The 15,803-nt window shown below is 39.9% G+C and carries 17 protein-coding genes; all 17 read right to left on the minus strand.

The features are described from left to right. Nucleotides 1-6: 6 nt before the first annotated feature. The gene (gene sucC / locus PB1_RS01095; RefSeq protein ID WP_003350214.1) at nt 7-1,164 is read right to left on the minus strand and encodes an ADP-forming succinate--CoA ligase subunit beta; all 1,158 of its coding nucleotides are present in this window, start codon (nt 1,162-1,164) and stop codon (nt 7-9) included. 203 nt (nt 1,165-1,367) lie between these two features. Beyond that, nucleotides 1,368-1,658: an EscU/YscU/HrcU family type III secretion system export apparatus switch protein gene (locus tag PB1_RS01100; protein ID WP_003350215.1), complete on the minus strand. Its 291-nt coding sequence runs from the start codon at nt 1,656-1,658 to the stop codon at nt 1,368-1,370. Next, a complete protein-coding gene (locus PB1_RS01105) occupies nt 1,655-2,950 on the minus strand; it encodes a hypothetical protein (protein WP_003350216.1) in 1,296 nt (431 codons plus the stop codon). Before PB1_RS01105 ends, PB1_RS01100 begins: the two co-directional genes overlap by 4 nt. A 4-nt stretch (nt 2,951-2,954) precedes the next feature. Continuing rightward, nucleotides 2,955-3,734, minus strand: coding sequence for a ribonuclease HII (locus PB1_RS01110; protein ID WP_003350217.1), 780 nt, complete (start codon nt 3,732-3,734; stop codon nt 2,955-2,957). Nucleotides 3,735-3,922: 188 nt separating this feature from the next. Further along, complete coding sequence (gene ylqF, locus PB1_RS01115; RefSeq protein ID WP_003350218.1) at nt 3,923-4,792, minus strand: ribosome biogenesis GTPase YlqF; 870 nt, start codon at nt 4,790-4,792, stop codon at nt 3,923-3,925. 19 nt (nt 4,793-4,811) lie between these two features. Further along, nucleotides 4,812-5,363, minus strand: coding sequence for a signal peptidase I (gene lepB, locus PB1_RS01120; protein ID WP_003350220.1), 552 nt, complete (start codon nt 5,361-5,363; stop codon nt 4,812-4,814). 300 nt (nt 5,364-5,663) lie between these two features. After that, nucleotides 5,664-6,008, minus strand: a complete 345-nt coding sequence (gene rplS / locus PB1_RS01125; protein ID WP_003350222.1) for a 50S ribosomal protein L19 — start codon at nt 6,006-6,008, stop codon at nt 5,664-5,666. A 132-nt stretch (nt 6,009-6,140) separates the two neighbouring features. Continuing rightward, nucleotides 6,141-6,881, minus strand: a complete 741-nt coding sequence (trmD, locus tag PB1_RS01130) for a tRNA (guanosine(37)-N1)-methyltransferase TrmD (protein WP_003350223.1) — start codon at nt 6,879-6,881, stop codon at nt 6,141-6,143. Then, nucleotides 6,881-7,399 (minus strand): ribosome maturation factor RimM, encoded by a 519-nt coding sequence (gene rimM, locus PB1_RS01135; RefSeq protein ID WP_003350224.1) that lies wholly within the window; start codon nt 7,397-7,399, stop codon nt 6,881-6,883. The genes trmD and rimM overlap by 1 nt, the downstream gene beginning before the upstream one ends. Before the next feature lie 8 nt (nt 7,400-7,407). After that, nucleotides 7,408-7,800, minus strand: coding sequence for a YlqD family protein (locus PB1_RS01140; RefSeq protein WP_003350225.1), 393 nt, complete (start codon nt 7,798-7,800; stop codon nt 7,408-7,410). 149 nt (nt 7,801-7,949) lie between these two features. Next, a complete protein-coding gene (locus PB1_RS01145; protein WP_003350226.1) occupies nt 7,950-8,180 on the minus strand; it encodes a KH domain-containing protein in 231 nt (76 codons plus the stop codon). 11 nt (nt 8,181-8,191) lie between these two features. Further along, nucleotides 8,192-8,464, minus strand: coding sequence for a 30S ribosomal protein S16 (gene rpsP / locus PB1_RS01150; RefSeq protein WP_003349002.1), 273 nt, complete (start codon nt 8,462-8,464; stop codon nt 8,192-8,194). 110 nt (nt 8,465-8,574) lie between these two features. After that, nucleotides 8,575-9,927, minus strand: coding sequence for a signal recognition particle protein (ffh, locus tag PB1_RS01155; RefSeq protein WP_003350227.1), 1,353 nt, complete (start codon nt 9,925-9,927; stop codon nt 8,575-8,577). A gap of 12 nt (nt 9,928-9,939) precedes the next feature. Then, nucleotides 9,940-10,251: a putative DNA-binding protein gene (locus PB1_RS01160; RefSeq protein WP_420796286.1), complete on the minus strand. Its 312-nt coding sequence runs from the start codon at nt 10,249-10,251 to the stop codon at nt 9,940-9,942. Nucleotides 10,252-10,382: 131 nt separating this feature from the next. Continuing rightward, entirely contained in the window at nt 10,383-11,375 is a 993-nt protein-coding gene (gene ftsY, locus PB1_RS01165) for a signal recognition particle-docking protein FtsY (protein WP_003350231.1), read from the minus strand. 56 nt (nt 11,376-11,431) lie between these two features. Next, nucleotides 11,432-15,001 carry a chromosome segregation protein SMC gene (smc, locus tag PB1_RS01170; protein WP_003350232.1) on the minus strand — a complete coding sequence of 1,190 codons (3,570 nt, stop codon included), beginning with the start codon at nt 14,999-15,001 and terminating at the stop codon, nt 11,432-11,434. Between the two features lie 23 nt (nt 15,002-15,024). Next, nucleotides 15,025-15,786 (minus strand): ribonuclease III, encoded by a 762-nt coding sequence (gene rnc / locus PB1_RS01175; protein WP_003350233.1) that lies wholly within the window; start codon nt 15,784-15,786, stop codon nt 15,025-15,027. Nucleotides 15,787-15,803: the final 17 nt, after the last annotated feature.

A 15,803-nucleotide genomic window follows, 5' to 3' on the forward strand; every position in this document is an offset into this window, starting at 1 on the left:
TCGTCCTTACACTAATGAAACGATTTTTTGCGCACCGTCAGCCATAGATTCAGCTGCAATAATATTTAATCCCGACTCATTCAGTATTTTTTTGCCTAATTCAACGTTTGTTCCTTCAAGGCGAACAACTAAAGGAACATTCAATCCCACTTGCTTCGCAGCTTCCACTACGCCTGTAGCGATGACATCACATTTCATAATTCCGCCAAAGATATTAACAAAAATACCTTTTACGTTCGGATCAGAAAGGATGATTTTAAATGCTTCCGTTACCTTCTCAGCAGAAGCGCCGCCGCCGACATCAAGGAAGTTTGCGGGTTCGCCGCCGTAATATTTCACGATATCCATCGTAGCCATTGCAAGTCCTGCTCCATTCACCATGCAGCCAATATTTCCATCAAGGGAAATGTAGCTTAAATCATATTTGGAAGCTTCAATTTCTTTCGGATCTTCTTCGTCTAAATCACGCAATTCAAGAATATCTTTATGACGGTAAAGTGCATTTGAGTCGAAGTTTAACTTGGCATCCAATGCCATTACCTTTCCGTCTCCGGTAACAACAAGCGGATTAATTTCCGCGATTGAACAATCCTTTTGAATATAAGCTTGATATAAGCCCATCATAAATTTAACAGCCTGGTTCACTAATTCCTTAGGAATATTAATATTAAATGCGATCCGGCGGGCCTGGAAGGAGGTCAAGCCTACAACAGGGTCAATTTCTTCTTTGAAGATTTTTTCCGGAGTTTTTGCGGCCACTTCTTCAATTTCCGTTCCGCCTTCTTCAGAGGCCATTAAAACGACGCGTGAAGTAGCCCGGTCAAGCACTAATCCTACATAATATTCTTTTTTAATATCGCAGCCTTCCTCGATAAGTAAGCGCTTTACTTCTTTTCCTTCCGGACCTGTCTGATGAGTCACTAACGTTTTGCCCAAAATTTCACTCGCATATGTACGTACTTCTTCTAAACTTTTTGCAACTTTAACACCGCCGGCTTTGCCGCGTCCGCCTGCGTGTATTTGCGCTTTAACAACGCATACTTCCGTTCCGAGTTCTTTCGCAGCTTCAACTGCTTCTTCAACCGTAAAAGCCACTTTTCCATTTGGAACCGTTACCCCGTATTTTCTGAGGATTTCTTTTCCCTGATACTCGTGGATATTCATTTCCCATCCTCCAATCAAACTCTTCAAAAAAATTGGACTGCGCTTTCATTTTATATAATGACAAATACATTGTCTACCATTATCCTGAAAAGATTATATTTTATAAAGAATTTTGAAAACAACAGTATTTTCATCCGCTTTAATTACAGGAATAACTGTTGATAGTCAAACAGTTGGAATTTTATTAAAATAATTTTAAAAAGCTATTTCTTTCGTTTTCCAACTTCCCGGTCTGTCCTGTAAATAAAAGCAAACACTTCCGCAACTGCACTGTATAATTCCTCAGGAATACTTTCATTAATATTGAGTTCTCCCAGCAGTTCAACAAGATTCCGGTCTTCCTGTATCGGTATATTGTTTTCCATTGCTTTTTTAATGATGTTTTCCGCGATTCTCCCTTGACCTTTTGCAACGACCTTCGGAGCGTCATGGATCGTTTGGTCATATTTAAGGGCAATCGCTTCTTTTCTTTCATGCTTTTCCTTTCTGTTCATATCTTCAGATCGACTCCATGATACTTGTTCGGATCATAAACGCTCCAAAGCTTTTTAGAGGCTGGACTTGGTTTTAGCATTTGTTCATGAGGGGTTTCAAAATGAACAGCTGAAAGATGAAAATTAAGTGCGGAAAGCTTTTCTTTCAGCTCATCAAGAAATTTCAAGGCAAATTTTTTTAGATCCTGATTCTCATTGATAACAGTGATGCGCATAATTCGGTTTTGAACTTGCATATCAATCATTGTATCTTTTATATATTCTAAATCCAAATAAAAAAGTATTCGGCAAAAGTCCGGATCAATTTTTCCGTTTGGTTTTCTCCGTCCGCTCCATTGCATCGTTAAATCTGTTGTTTTGTTCCAAAAAGAAATCGGGATCTGAACAACAAACTGCATCATGGGCCCGGTTTCCCGCGAGAGAACCTGCAGCCCTGTCACTCTGTTCAGCAGCTGTTCAGCCGCTTCTTTTTGAAATTTTGGCGGGTGCTCATTTAAAAACTGAATCAAAAGCGGCTTTACCATTTCTGTATGAAAAGTCCCATCCTTTGTCGTATTATTTATAAATTGAGGGATATTATGTTCATAATCAAATCCAAAATGAGAAATTAATTTTTTTAACTGAACTGCGATTAATTGAGCCTGACCCCAGACGTTTTCTTTTTCGGCAACAGTTAAATTAGACAATATGTTTTTGAGAACAGTCCCTGTTTCCGTCAGCTCCGTTTCTTTCAATGAAGAAAGAAGGTTACTGACAAGGGAGTGAAGAGGTTCGTTTTTTTGCATTGAAGAAAGAGCGTTAAATATTTCTTTACTAAAAGGGAGATTTTTTACAAACATTTGCTGAATCACTTCAAGCCCTTCTTTTAGTGAAGGAGCAGTTTTGAGCCATTCTGAAGCAAGCTGTATCGTTTCTTTTGATATTGGCAGCCCGTTTTGCAAAAATGAACGGATGATTTCTATATTTTCTTTTACAGCAGGCAATTTGAATAGTGCCAATGCTTGTTCCGCATGGTTGATAGACGCAGTTCCGCCTCCATTTGAAGTAAGTACTTTTAGATGAATTTTCCCTTCCCCCGGCTGGACTTGGAACAAATAGCGCTCTTGATTGGAAAGCGGTGCTTCAAGAAGAGCAATAAATTTCAGGCTGCCCACTTGCACCTCCGCTGTTTGATTCGGAAAAAGTTTTGTCACTTTCCCTTGAAAAATCTGTCCAGGTCTAAAAACCGCGGCTTCGCTTTGATTGAAAAAATATTGCTTAAATAATGCAGATGTCTGCGTAATTCGTTCCATACCTTCACCTTTCGAATTCCATAATTAATTGTTTAATGGGTGAAAAGCTTTTTCGGTGGTAAGGTGTAATTCCAAACCGCTTTATCGCTTCGAAATGTTCTTTTGTTCCATAACCCATATTATTTTCAAATCCGTACGATGGAAAAAGCAAGCCCAATTTCTTCATGTAATTGTCCCTGACAACTTTTGCTACAATCGATGCAGCTGCGATCGAAACACTTTTGCCGTCGCCTTTTATGATCGATTCGGACGGATACGGCGTATCAAGTTTCATAGCATCGATCAGCAAGCAATCAGGATTTGTTTCCAAATTCGTTATCGCTTCAAGCATTGCTTTCTTAGCTGCTTCATTAATATTAATTCGGTCGATTTCATCGTGGTCAATCATTCCGATTCCAATAGCGGCCCCTGAAGATGATATGATCTTGTAAAATTCTTCCCTTTTAGCTTTAGTAAGTTTTTTTGAATCATCAATGCCAGGCAAATAAAATTCAGAAGGGAGAATAACTGCAGCTGCCACTACAGGACCTGCTAGCGGGCCTCTGCCAACTTCGTCTACTCCTGCTATTTTTATAAATCCTTCTTTATTTAACTTCCTTTCATATTTCATCATCGCAAAAAACTGTTCTCTTAATCGTTTTTTTTGTTCCATGTTATTCTTCCACTTTATCAAAGCTCGTTGAACGCCTTTTCTATCATCTTTTTCAAGAATGTTAATAAAATCCGAATCAGGCTGTTCAGTCAGTAGCTTTTTTTCAATTTGAGCGATTGTATATTTCCCCATGTCTGTTCTCCTTGAAAAAGCAATTGTTGTATATATTATCGGAAAAATATTAGAAAGAAGAGGCTGTCTCATAAGGGTCTGACCCCATGTGCATTTATCGATATATAGCACATTTATGCAACATTATGTCCTATATATTGTGTTATGGGGTCTGACCCTTAGGCTTTTGAGACAGCCTCCTCTGTTTCTCATTCTGTTTCCTCTTTTGCAAGGTCTCTTGGCCTTTCGAATGTTAAGGGACCAAGCTTCTCCGTCCTTACCTCTCTGACAACGAGCTCAGCTACTTTATCATAATCAACTTCCCCCCCGCCCATCAGGCATCCGCGGAATTTTCCGATTTCGTTAAATAGTTCTGCGATATCATCATGAATGATTCCGAGCTGATAGCGGTCTTTCAGCCTGTCGGGATATTCCCTTTCAAGAAAGCGCAACGCATATACAGCAACATCCTGCAAGTTTAAGATTGTATCTTTAATTGCGCCTGTGAGTGCAAGTTTCAGCCCTACTTCCTGGTCCTCAAATTTTGGCCAAAGAATTCCCGGTGTATCTAAAAGTTCAAGCTCTTTGCCTACCTTAATCCATTGCTGTGCTCTCGTAACACCGGGAGTATTGCCTGTCTTGGCAATATTTTTCCGTGCAAGACGATTAATCAATGTAGACTTGCCTGCATTTGGAATCCCGACAATCATCGCCCGGATGGCGCGTGGTTTTAATCCCTTTGCTTTCATCCGGTCGAATTTTTCTTTTAAAATTTCTTTTGAAAGAGCGACAATTTCTTTCATGCCCGTTCCAGCCTGAGAATTGATGGCCAGAGCGCGAATATCATTCTCTTGGAAATATTCAATCCATTCTTTTGTTTTAGATTGATCAGCCATATCCGCTTTATTTAAGAGCAATAGCCTCGGTTTATGTTGGATGACTTCATCAATCATCGGATTTCTTGAAGAATATGGAATTCTGGCATCCACTAATTCAAAAATGATATCAACAAGTTTTAGCTTTTCCGTGACCTCCCGGCGGGCTTTGGCCATATGCCCCGGAAACCATTGAATTGTCAAACGAGCACCTCCCTAAAGCTTATTTCACAATACGTATATCCTTAATCGGCCAATAAATGATCGATGTTTTTCCGAGTACATCTTCCATTGGAATTGTTCCTATGTGGCGGCTGTCTTTGCTGTAACGGCGGTTATCACCCATAACAAACAAATGCCCTTCCGGAACCGTTTTCCGTCCAATTATTTCTTCAAGGGTAAATGGATCCGTCAGGGGTCCGTCTATCACCCGCTTTTTATATTTTTCCAAATATGGTTCTTCATAAGCTTTTCCATTAATATACAGCGTATCATTTTTATATTCGATCCGATCACCCGGAAGACCGATTACTCTTTTTATGTAATCTCTATTTTCCGGCGCATGAAAAACAATAATATCAAAACGTTCAGGCTTGCCAATCTTATAACTCAGCTTATTGACAATCATTCTGTCCTGGTCTTCAAGTGTCGGCATCATAGACAATCCATCGACCACAATCGGCGCAAATAAAAAGTAACGAATGGCTGCTGCCAAAAGGACGGCGATGACAAGCGCCTTTGTCCATTCCCAAAATTCATTTTTCTTTTTCTTCATTTTGTTTCCCCACCATTTCGACTTAAAAAGTAGTATACATATGTTTATTTTACAAAAGTTTTTTTAAATTAACAGGATAGGTGGAATTTTTTATAGATAATTTTCAATCGAGATTTTTTATTTGAATAATTCTGAAAAGTCGAAAAAGGAGCCTGTCAAACAAGCTCCTTTTTACTTTAATTGTCTAGCGGCGCTCAGGCTCTCGAGGTCCAAAGTCAAATCACTCCAGTGTCTAAAGGACTCCTGCGTGATTCATCTTGTGCATTCCGGGCCTGATCGAGGCGCTTTTCGCATTTCTTATTATCGAATTTCTTTTATACGAGCTTTTTTACCGCGAAGGTTGCGCAAGTAGTAAAGCTTAGCACGGCGTACTTTACCGCGGCGCACAACTTCAATGTTCGCAATTTTTGGTGTGTGTAATGGGAATGTACGCTCTACTCCAACACCATAGGAAACTTTACGAACAGTGAAAGTTTCACTTATACCGCCGCCACGACGCTTTATCACAACACCTTCAAACACCTGGATACGTTCACGGGAACCTTCGATAACTTTTACGTGAACACGTACAGTATCACCAGGGCGAAAATCCGGAATATCAGTGCGAAGCTGTTCTTTTGTGATTTCTTCGATTAATTTATGCATCGTTTTCAACTCCTCCCACAGATGCTCTTGCAAATATCCTTTTATTGCAGCGGAACATCGTTCTCAACAGGCTAAACTCTATTGCCCAGTCACGATGAATATCATAACATATGACATATTTTGTTGCAATAGCTAGTCGTACTGTTTTTTTATTTCATCCAGCCATTTTACTTGTTTAGGAGACAGGATGATTTTTTTCAGTAAATCCGGCCGGCGCAAGTAGGTTCTGAGTAAAGACTCTTTTTCTCTCCATTCTTCTATTAGCCGATGATTTCCTGAGAGTAAAACATCAGGAACTTTCATACCTCGAAACTCAGCAGGCCGCGTATAATGGGGATGCTCTAGCAATCCTGTTGAAAATGAATCCCTTAAATGGGATTCTTCGCTTCCCAAAACACCGGGAAGGAGTCGGACAATACTGTCAATAACCACCATCGCTCCAAGCTCTCCTCCGGTTAAAACATAGTCACCGATTGAAATCTCATCTGTTGCAAGATGTTCGCGGATTCGTTCATCATAGCCTTCATAGTGACCGCAAATAAAAATCAAATGTTGTTCTTTTGCCAGTTCCTCGGCTTTACGTTGATCATAGCGCTCCCCTTGGGGACAGAGAAGAATCACTCTGGAAGCATCACTGCCATGCTTCTCCTTTAATGAGGCTACAGCATCGAAAATCGGTTGAGGTTTTAAAACCATCCCTGCTCCCCCGCCGTATGGGTAATCATCAACCGTTTGATGTTTATTGTCAGCAAATTCGCGGAAATTCACAATATTATATAAGACTGCATTCTTGTCGGCAGCTTTTTTTAAAATAGAGTGGCCCAACACCCCGCTGAACATTTCTGGAAAGAGCGTAAGAATATCAATTTTCATCATGACAATAATCCTTCCATCGGTTTAATCAGGACTATTTTTTCTTTTACATCGACCTTTTTCACGACTTCATCAATATATGGAATTAATATTTCTTTTCCGTCCTTATCTTTTACGACCCAAACATCATTGGACCCGGGAGTAAGAATCTCTTTTATTATTCCAATTTCTTCACCGGATGTTGTAAAGACAAGGCAGCCAATAATCTCATGAAAATAATATTCTCCTTCTTCCAACGGACTGAGCTGGTTTTCGGAAATTTTCAAAATTCCGCCCTTCATCTTTTCAACATCTGAGATGCTTTCGTATCCCTTGAAAGTTAATAAATCAAAATTTTTATGTTTGCGATGGCTATTTACAACCAATTCTAACGGCTCTTTTAAATCCGGCATAAATAAAAATAAAGTATTGCCAGGTTTATAACGTTCATCGGCAAAATCAGTTATGGAAATTATCCTGACTTCTCCTTTAAGTCCGTGTGTATTGACGATTTTGCCGACATTGAACCATTTGACCATTGAGTCGATCACCTCTCACGAATTTCTGCTACGATGCCATCTTTAATAATAATCGTCTTCCCGCTTAACAACTCGTCCCAACGGTCTCCTTCATTTACATCAACAAGCGCTTGCACTTCTGATTCCTTAAGTTCGCTTCCTAAAGGTAGCATATGTAATTGTTCACATTGAAAATCCAATAGTTTTATTTTTTCCTGTCTCATTTGGATCTCTTTTTCAAAGTGCTTTTTTACATTTTCAGGATGGAACTTTTTTGATTTCTCAAACTTTCGCAATTCAAAACGCAGCTGGTCTGTTTCTTTTTGAAGCTGCCGTTTTTTTGAACGATATTTTTCAAGCAGCTCGTTTCGGCTGTTTTCAGTTAATATTTGCTTCACCACAACAGTTTGGAGAATTTTCACTTTTGCGCCTCCTTATAACAATTTGTCCGCGCTTCTAAAAAAAGTTTTATTATTATTGAAAAAAGGAGGGTCACCCCTCCTTATCTATGGCTTGTTGCTAGTGATAAATATGAAGCTGCACTCCTGATCCAGGCGCGAAGCTTTTCAATCTATTCACTGATCTCTAGAAAAATCTTCTTTTGTTGTGATGATCCTGCTGCATAGACAACAGTTCGAATCGCATTTGCAACGCGCCCTTGCTTTCCAATGACTTTCCCCATGTCATTCTTGTTGACAGAAAGCTGATAGGTTACGCGATGATCCTCCTCAAGGACATTCACTTGAACATCTTCCGGAAAATCAACAAGGGGCTTAACAATTGTTTCAATTAATTCTTTCATTTTATCTGCAATTACTTGCTGTTTTTAGCGTTATGGAATTTTTCCATGATGCCTTGTTTAGAAAATAAATTGCGAACTGTGTCAGACGGTTTTGCACCGTTTTGCAACCATTTAAGAGCCAATTCTTCATTAATTTCAATTTGAGCCGGCTCAGTAACAGGGTTGTAAGTTCCCACTGTTTCAATGAAACGTCCGTCACGAGGAGAACGAGAATCAGCTACTACGATACGGTAGAAAGGAGATTTTTTAGCTCCCATACGTTTTAAACGAATTTTTACTGCCATGTTAAATAAGCACCTCCGAATAGTTTCACACAAGTTATTATAATATCAAACAAAAATATAGATTGTAAAGGTTTTTTTCTTAACACACAAAAATTTCGATTGATTCCTAATTAAAAAGGATTAAAAGGCAATTTGAAGCCGCCTTTTCTCTTCCCTTTTTGCTGCATTCCGGCCATTTGTTTCATCATTTTCTTCATATCTTCAAATTGCTTCAGCAGCCGGTTTACTTCCTGGATGGTCGTTCCACTGCCTTTTGCAATCCGTTTCCGCCTGCTGGCGTTAATGATTTCAGGATGAATCTTCTCTTCCTTCGTCATTGATTTGATGATCGCCTCAACATGTGCAATCTGCTTTTCATCAATCGTTAAATTGTTCAGACCCTTAATCTTATTGGCACCTGGCATCATTTTCAGAAGCTCGTCAAGAGGGCCCATTTTTCGAACCTGCCCGAGCTGTTCAAGAAAATCATCAAGTGTAAAAGAAGCTGTTCGAATCTTCTTTTCGAGCTCTTTTGCTTTTTCTTCATCTACGGTTGCTTGAGCTTTTTCAATCAATGTAAGAACATCGCCCATTCCGAGAATTCTCGAAGCCATTCTTTCCGGATGGAAAGGCTCAATTGCATCCATTTTTTCTCCTAAACCGACAAATTTAATGGGAGTTTGGGTAACAGCACGAAGGGATAGTGCAGCACCGCCCCGTGTATCTCCATCAAGCTTTGTTAAAACAACACCCGTCAAGCCAAGCTGTTCGTTAAAACTTTGAGCTACGTTTACGGCATCTTGCCCAGTCATTGCGTCGACAATGAGGAAAATTTCGTCCGGTTTGGCAAGTTCTTTTATTTCTTTTAATTCAGCCATTAACGCTTCATCAACATGCAAACGGCCCGCAGTATCAATCAAAACATAGTCATGATGCTCTTCTTTTGCTTTCTCGACAGCCTGTCTTGCAATTTCCACAGGGCTGACTTGGTCACCGAGAGAAAAAACAGGTATGTTCAATTGTTTTCCTAAAGTCTCAAGCTGTTTAATTGCAGCAGGCCGATAAATATCGGCCGCGACCAGCATTGGCTTGCGGTTATATTTTTTCCGAAGCAAATTGGCCAGTTTGCCGGTTGTCGTTGTTTTACCGGCACCTTGAAGTCCGACCATCATGATAACAGTCGGCGGACGGTTTGATACAGCAATTTTGCTTTGCTCTCCGCCCATTAATTCGGTCAGTTCTTCTTTAACGACTTTAATGACTTGCTGGCCCGGTGTTAAGCTTTTCATTACTTCTTGGCCTACAGCGCGTTCACTGACCTTTTTTACAAATTCTTTGACGACTTTAAAGTTTACGTCCGCTTCTAAAAGGGCCAGTCGAACTTCGCGCATCATTTCTTTTACATCCGCTTCAGTGACTTTTCCTTTTCCGCGGATCTTTTGAATTGTCTTTTGCAGTCGGTCGGCTAATCCTTCAAATGCCATTCACGCCGCCTCCTAATCTAATTTCTCAAGCTCCGCGATGAGATCCAAAAGATCACAGTTCGATGAATGATCTTCCTTTACCAACTCTTTCATTTTGGAAATCAGTTTGCTTCGCTCTTGAAATTTTTGAAATAATAACAGCTTTTCCTCATATTCTTCGAGCATTGCTTCAGTCCGTTTGATGTTATCGTACACCGCCTGACGACTAACATCATATTGTTCGGCAATCTCGCCGAGGGAATAATCGTCCAAATAATATAAGGACATATAGCTGCGCTGCTTTGGAGTTAACAACGATTGATAAAAATCATACAAATAGTTCATTCGCGTTGTTTTTTCAAGCACCGCCGATCCCCCCTTGTTAAGTGAAAAGCCTTTACAAAAAAAGTTTACACAAACCCTTTGATGATGTCAAGAAATTATCTTTACATGAACTCTTGTAAAGGTCAAACCCATTATTTCTCCGTTTCATTCTCAATGAGATTTGCAAATAATCCATAAACATATTTTTCTGCATCAAACTCTTGAAGATCATCCATTTTTTCACCGAGGCCGACGAATTTTACAGGAATGTTTAGTTCATTTCGAATCGCAAGGACAATTCCGCCTTTTGCTGTTCCATCAAGCTTTGTTAAGACGATTCCCGTAACGTTAGTTGCTTCTTTAAAGGTTTTGGCCTGGATCATTGCATTTTGTCCCGTCGTAGCATCGACGACAAGGAGAACCTCATGCGGGGCTCCGGGAATTTCACGTTCGATGACCCGCTTTACTTTTTCCAATTCCTTCATTAAATTAACCTTATTTTGGAGTCTTCCGGCCGTATCGCAAAGCAAAATATCTGCTTTTCTGGCTTTTGCGGCCCGGATCGCATCATACATAACAGCAGCGGGATCTGAACCTGCTCCTTGCTTAATTACTTCAACACCGACGCGCTCTCCCCAAACTTCAAGCTGTTCAATCGCACCTGCACGGAAAGTGTCCCCAGCAGCCAATAAGACATTTTTTCCTTCCGATTTAAATTTATGGGCAAGCTTTCCGATCGTTGTTGTTTTTCCGACACCGTTAACACCAACAAAAAGAATAACGGTAAGTCCGTCTTCTTGAATATTTAATTCGGAAATGCTTTCTTCTCCACCCTGGTAAATTTCCACGAGCTTTTCTGAGATAACTGCCTGCACTTCTTTCGGATCATGAATGTTACGGCGTTTTACTTCCATTTTTAATTCGTCAATTAATTCCATTGCGGTATCAAAACCTACATCGGCTTGAATGAGAATTTCTTCTAGTTCCTCAAAAAACTCTTCATCAACTTTACGGTAACGTGCAACAAGATCATTGACTTTTCCGGCAAAACTATCCCGTGTCTTCGTCAAACCTTCTTTAAACTTCACTGTCACACTGTCTGCTTGTTTTGTGATTTTTTCTTTTAATTTTTTGAAGAAACTCATTTCTTCACTTCCTTTTCTACTTGATCGATTTCAGCATATTACTAGCCGATAAGATATCAAGATGTTTGCAGAAATTCGTTCGTTTCCGCAAGCCTTACAGAAACAAGCTTGGACACACCGGATTCCTGCATCGTTACACCATAGAGGACATCCGCTTCTTCCATCGTGCCTTTTCTATGAGTAATTACGATAAACTGAGTTTCAGAGCTGTATCTTTTCAAATACTGGCTAAAACGGGATACATTTGCTTCGTCAAGTGCAGCTTCTACTTCATCCAGTATACAAAATGGAACGGGACGGACTTTAAGAATCGAAAAAAGGAGAGCTATGGCGGTCAGCGCCCTTTCTCCTCCAGATAAAAGCCCGAGATTTTGCAGTTTTTTTCCCGGCGGCTGGGCAACAATTTCAATTCCGGTATTTAACAAGTCATCCGGATCGGTTAATTTTAAATCAGCTCTTCCGCCCCCGAATAAAGTTCTAAATACAGATTCGAAATGAGCGCGTATGCCATTAAAGGTCTGTTCAAAACGTTTTTTCATTTCTTCGTCCATTTCATCAATGACTTGGAACAAAGTATCTTTCGCTATTTGTAAGTCTCTCTTCTGTTCCGACAAGAATTCATATCGTTCAGAAACCCGTTCATATTCTTCAATTGCACCAAGATTAACGGTCCCCAATTCCTCAATGGCAAGCTTAATAAGTTTTACTTTTTTCCGCGCTTCTTCAAGAGGCATCGTTAGAGGATATTGTTGTTTTGCACCGTCAAAGGAGAGCAGATACTCTTCCCGAAGATGGACCAGCCTGTTTTCGAGTTCGACATCAATCCTGTTCAATTTTATTTCTTCATCTTTTAAGACAACAACAAGGCCTCTATGCTGACTCTTAAGTTCTTTTGCTTCGATCTCCGCTTCTTCCAGCAAAGCCTGCAGCTTCATCCGTTCTTCGCGCCTTGAAGAGATGAGCTTTATGGTTTCATTTTTATCCTGCAACTTATGTTTTGCAGCCTCTTCAAGCTGCAACTCTCCAGTAGAACTGTCTGTCATCTCTGTTGAAAGAAGCTCCAAGTCTTCTTGAAATGTTACAAGCTTCTGTTCCGTTTCTCTTAAATCGCCGTCAATCCTCTCAATCTTTTCATTCTTATGACGAAGCTCTTGTTTTTTCGCAGCAATTACAGCTTTTAAATCGGCGATTTCAGTTGAAATCGCTTCTTTGGAGACGATGTCTTGATTTTTGCGTTCGGTCAATACAGAAATCTCTTTATCCAGCTCAGAAATGGAAGAATCATGCGAATCAAGCTTTATTGAAAGCTCCTTTTTTCTCGAAAGCAGCTTTTCCATTTCTTCTTTAAACTGAACCTTATCCATGTCGTATAGGGCAAGCCGTTCATTAATGTTCTTTTCAGCTAATTCCACTTCACGAAGTTCAACTTTAAATGACTGTTCCTTAAAACGGAGCGCCTCACCTGTTTTTCTCATGTCTTCTGCCTTCTTTTCAAGTTGCTGAATGTCTTCTTTAAGGCGTTTTACATGAGATTCCAGCTTCTCCGTTTTAAGTTCCATGTCTGTTAACTTCTCTTTTAATTCTTTAAGTTCCCCTTTTCTGCTTAACAGAGAAGTTGTTTTTTGTTTCAGAGCACCGCCTGTCATCGAACCGCCCGGATTTACAATGTCGCCTTCAAGAGTAACGATGCGGTATCTGTATTCCAATAATTTAGCCAATTCATTTGCGCTTATTAAATCTTTTGTAACAACGACATTACCGAGCAGATATAAGATAATATTTGTATATTTGCGGTCAAATTGGACTAAATTCGCTGCCACGCCCACAAAAGATGGATGCTTTTCAATTGACTTAGTTTGAGCGGAAGACAGCTGTTTTCCTTTAATGACATTTAGCGGAAGGAAAGTCGCTCTTCCGAAAGAATTCTTTTTTAAAAATTGAATCGCCGCTCTCCCGCTTTGTTCTGAATCAACGACAATATGCTGCATTGCTCCTCCGAGAGCTGTTTCAATTGCAACCTCGTATTCCTTTGGAACGCGGATTAGTTCCGCAACCGCCCCTTCTATGCCTTGAAGTTTAGACTGGCGGGCTTTTAATACTTCCTTTACGCCTTGAAAAAACCCGGTATAATCTTCTTCCATTTCTTCCAGCATATCTTTGCGGGATTTCGCTTGCTGCAAATATTGATAAGCTTGATAAAGCGTCTTTTCCTGCTTTTGATAATTATTTTTTAATGCCTCAAGTTTTTTCTGCTCTTCCATATAGAAACGGACATGATTTTCGAGCTTTTTTTTAGCATCGTTCAGAAAAGACAGAACTTCCCGTTTTTTTTCTTCGATTTTCCTTCGTTCATCAAGAAATTTTACATTCTCATTGTCTAATCTTGTATTTCTGGCATTTAGCTGTTCAAGCTGCTGCTCAATATAGCGAAGCTCGTTTTTGGCGCTGGCCTGTTCATTTAAGAGTTCAATGTAATCGCTTTTTAACGATTCTATTTTTTCATCAATGTTTTCAGTTAATGATTTTAAGTGCTGCTGTTTTTCAAATAGTTTTTGTTCCAGCTGTTTCGTATCATTCGCAAGCTCCACAGCAGCAGATTCTTGCTCTCTTTTTTGTTTTTTTAGATTTTTTATTTTTAAGGTTAATTCTTCAATGTTTTTTTCAAGCTGTTCCTTGTTTTGTGATGCGTTTTTTTTTCTTTCTTTTAATACTTCTTTTCGCCCCTCCAATTTTTCAAGTTCTTCACTCGCATGGAGAAGGACGGTTTGCAGATTACTGATTGACTCATCAATCGCAGAAATATGGTCGCGAAGCTCCTCGATTTTTGCTTCTTTAGCTTGAATATCTGACGAATGCTTTCGTTCATCTTTTTGATGCTGTTCCAGCTGCTTCGACAGCTTTTCCCATTGTGCATGGAGATCTTCAATTTCATGGACGGTAAGCGCGATTTCAATTTTTTCAAGTTCTTCTTTTTTCTCCAAATATTCTTTTGCTATGGAAGCCTGAATTTTTAATGGCTCAACCCGGCTTTCAAGTTCATGGATAATGTCATTTACACGATTTAAATTTTCCTGCGTTTCCATTAACTTTGCTTCAGCCTTTTTCTTTCTTGATTTATATTTCAAAACACCTGCAGCTTCTTCAAAAATCGCGCGTCTATCTTCGGCCTTGCTGTTTAAAATTTCTTCAACCTTTCCCTGGCTAATAATGGAGAATGCTTCTCTTCCCAGCCCTGTGTCCATAAATAAATCGATTATATCTTTTAATCGGCAAGCTTGTTTATTTATGTAAAATTCGCTTTCTCCGGAACGATACACTCTTCTCGTTATACTTACCTCATTGTATTCGATCGGCAAAAACTGGTCTTCATTATCAAGTGTTAATGTTACCTCTGCAAAGTTTAATGGTTTTCTTGAATCACTGCCCGCAAATATAATGTCTTCCATTTTAGCGCCGCGGAGGGATTTTGCTGACTGTTCACCCAGCACCCAGCGAATGGCGTCCGTTATATTGCTTTTCCCGCTTCCGTTCGGTCCGACTACAGCTGTTACACCGGGAACGAAATCTACTGCTGTCCGTTCTGCAAACGACTTAAAGCCTACCACATCCAATCGCTTTAGAAACACTTCTGATCCCACCTAACATAAAGTCACTCTTCTATCGAGTTTACTTCTAAATGTGCTTTAAGCTTTTCCAGAGCCATTTGGGCAGCATGCTGTTCTGCTTCTTTCTTGGACCGGCCTATGCCTGTCCCTAATTCCACTTTGTTTAATGAAACCCGGGAAACGAATTCCCGATTATGGGCCGGCCCTTTTTCTTGCAGAATACGATATTCAATCGTCCCGGCCCCATCTCTTTGAACCAGCTCCTGAAGCTGGCTTTTGTAATCCATCACATGAGAAAAAGCACCGGCATTTATTTTCGGGAATACAACCATCTCTAAAAACTTTGTAACTGTTTCAATTCCTTTATCGAGGTATAAAGCCCCGATGAAAGCCTCAAAAACATCAGCGAGAAGCGCCGGCCTTGCTCTTCCGCCTGTCATTTCTTCCCCTTTGCCAAGCAATATGAGCTCTCCAAAGGAAAGTTCATTGGCAAAAGAAACCAATGATGGTTCGCATACTACTGCTGCACGTAATTTCGTCAGCTCTCCTTCGCTCATCATCGGATATTTTTTAAAAAGGTATTGTGAAACAGTCAGCTCGAGGACGGCATCTCCTAAAAATTCAAGCCTTTCATTGTCTTCATAAGGCTTTTTGCGATGCTCATTCACATAGGATGAATGGGTAAATGCTTGTTTTAGCAATTTCTCGTCTCCAAATACAATTCCGATTCTTTCTTGAAACTCTTTAAATTGTTTATCTTTTGCGCGTAAATTTCTTTTATGATTATCTTTATTGTTTTTGCGCATAGTGCCTCCACCTTGCT

The sequence above is a fragment of the Bacillus methanolicus PB1 genome (genome assembly GCF_000262755.1).
GTDB lineage: Bacteria > Bacillota > Bacilli > Bacillales > Cytobacillaceae > Bacillus_Z > Bacillus_Z methanolicus.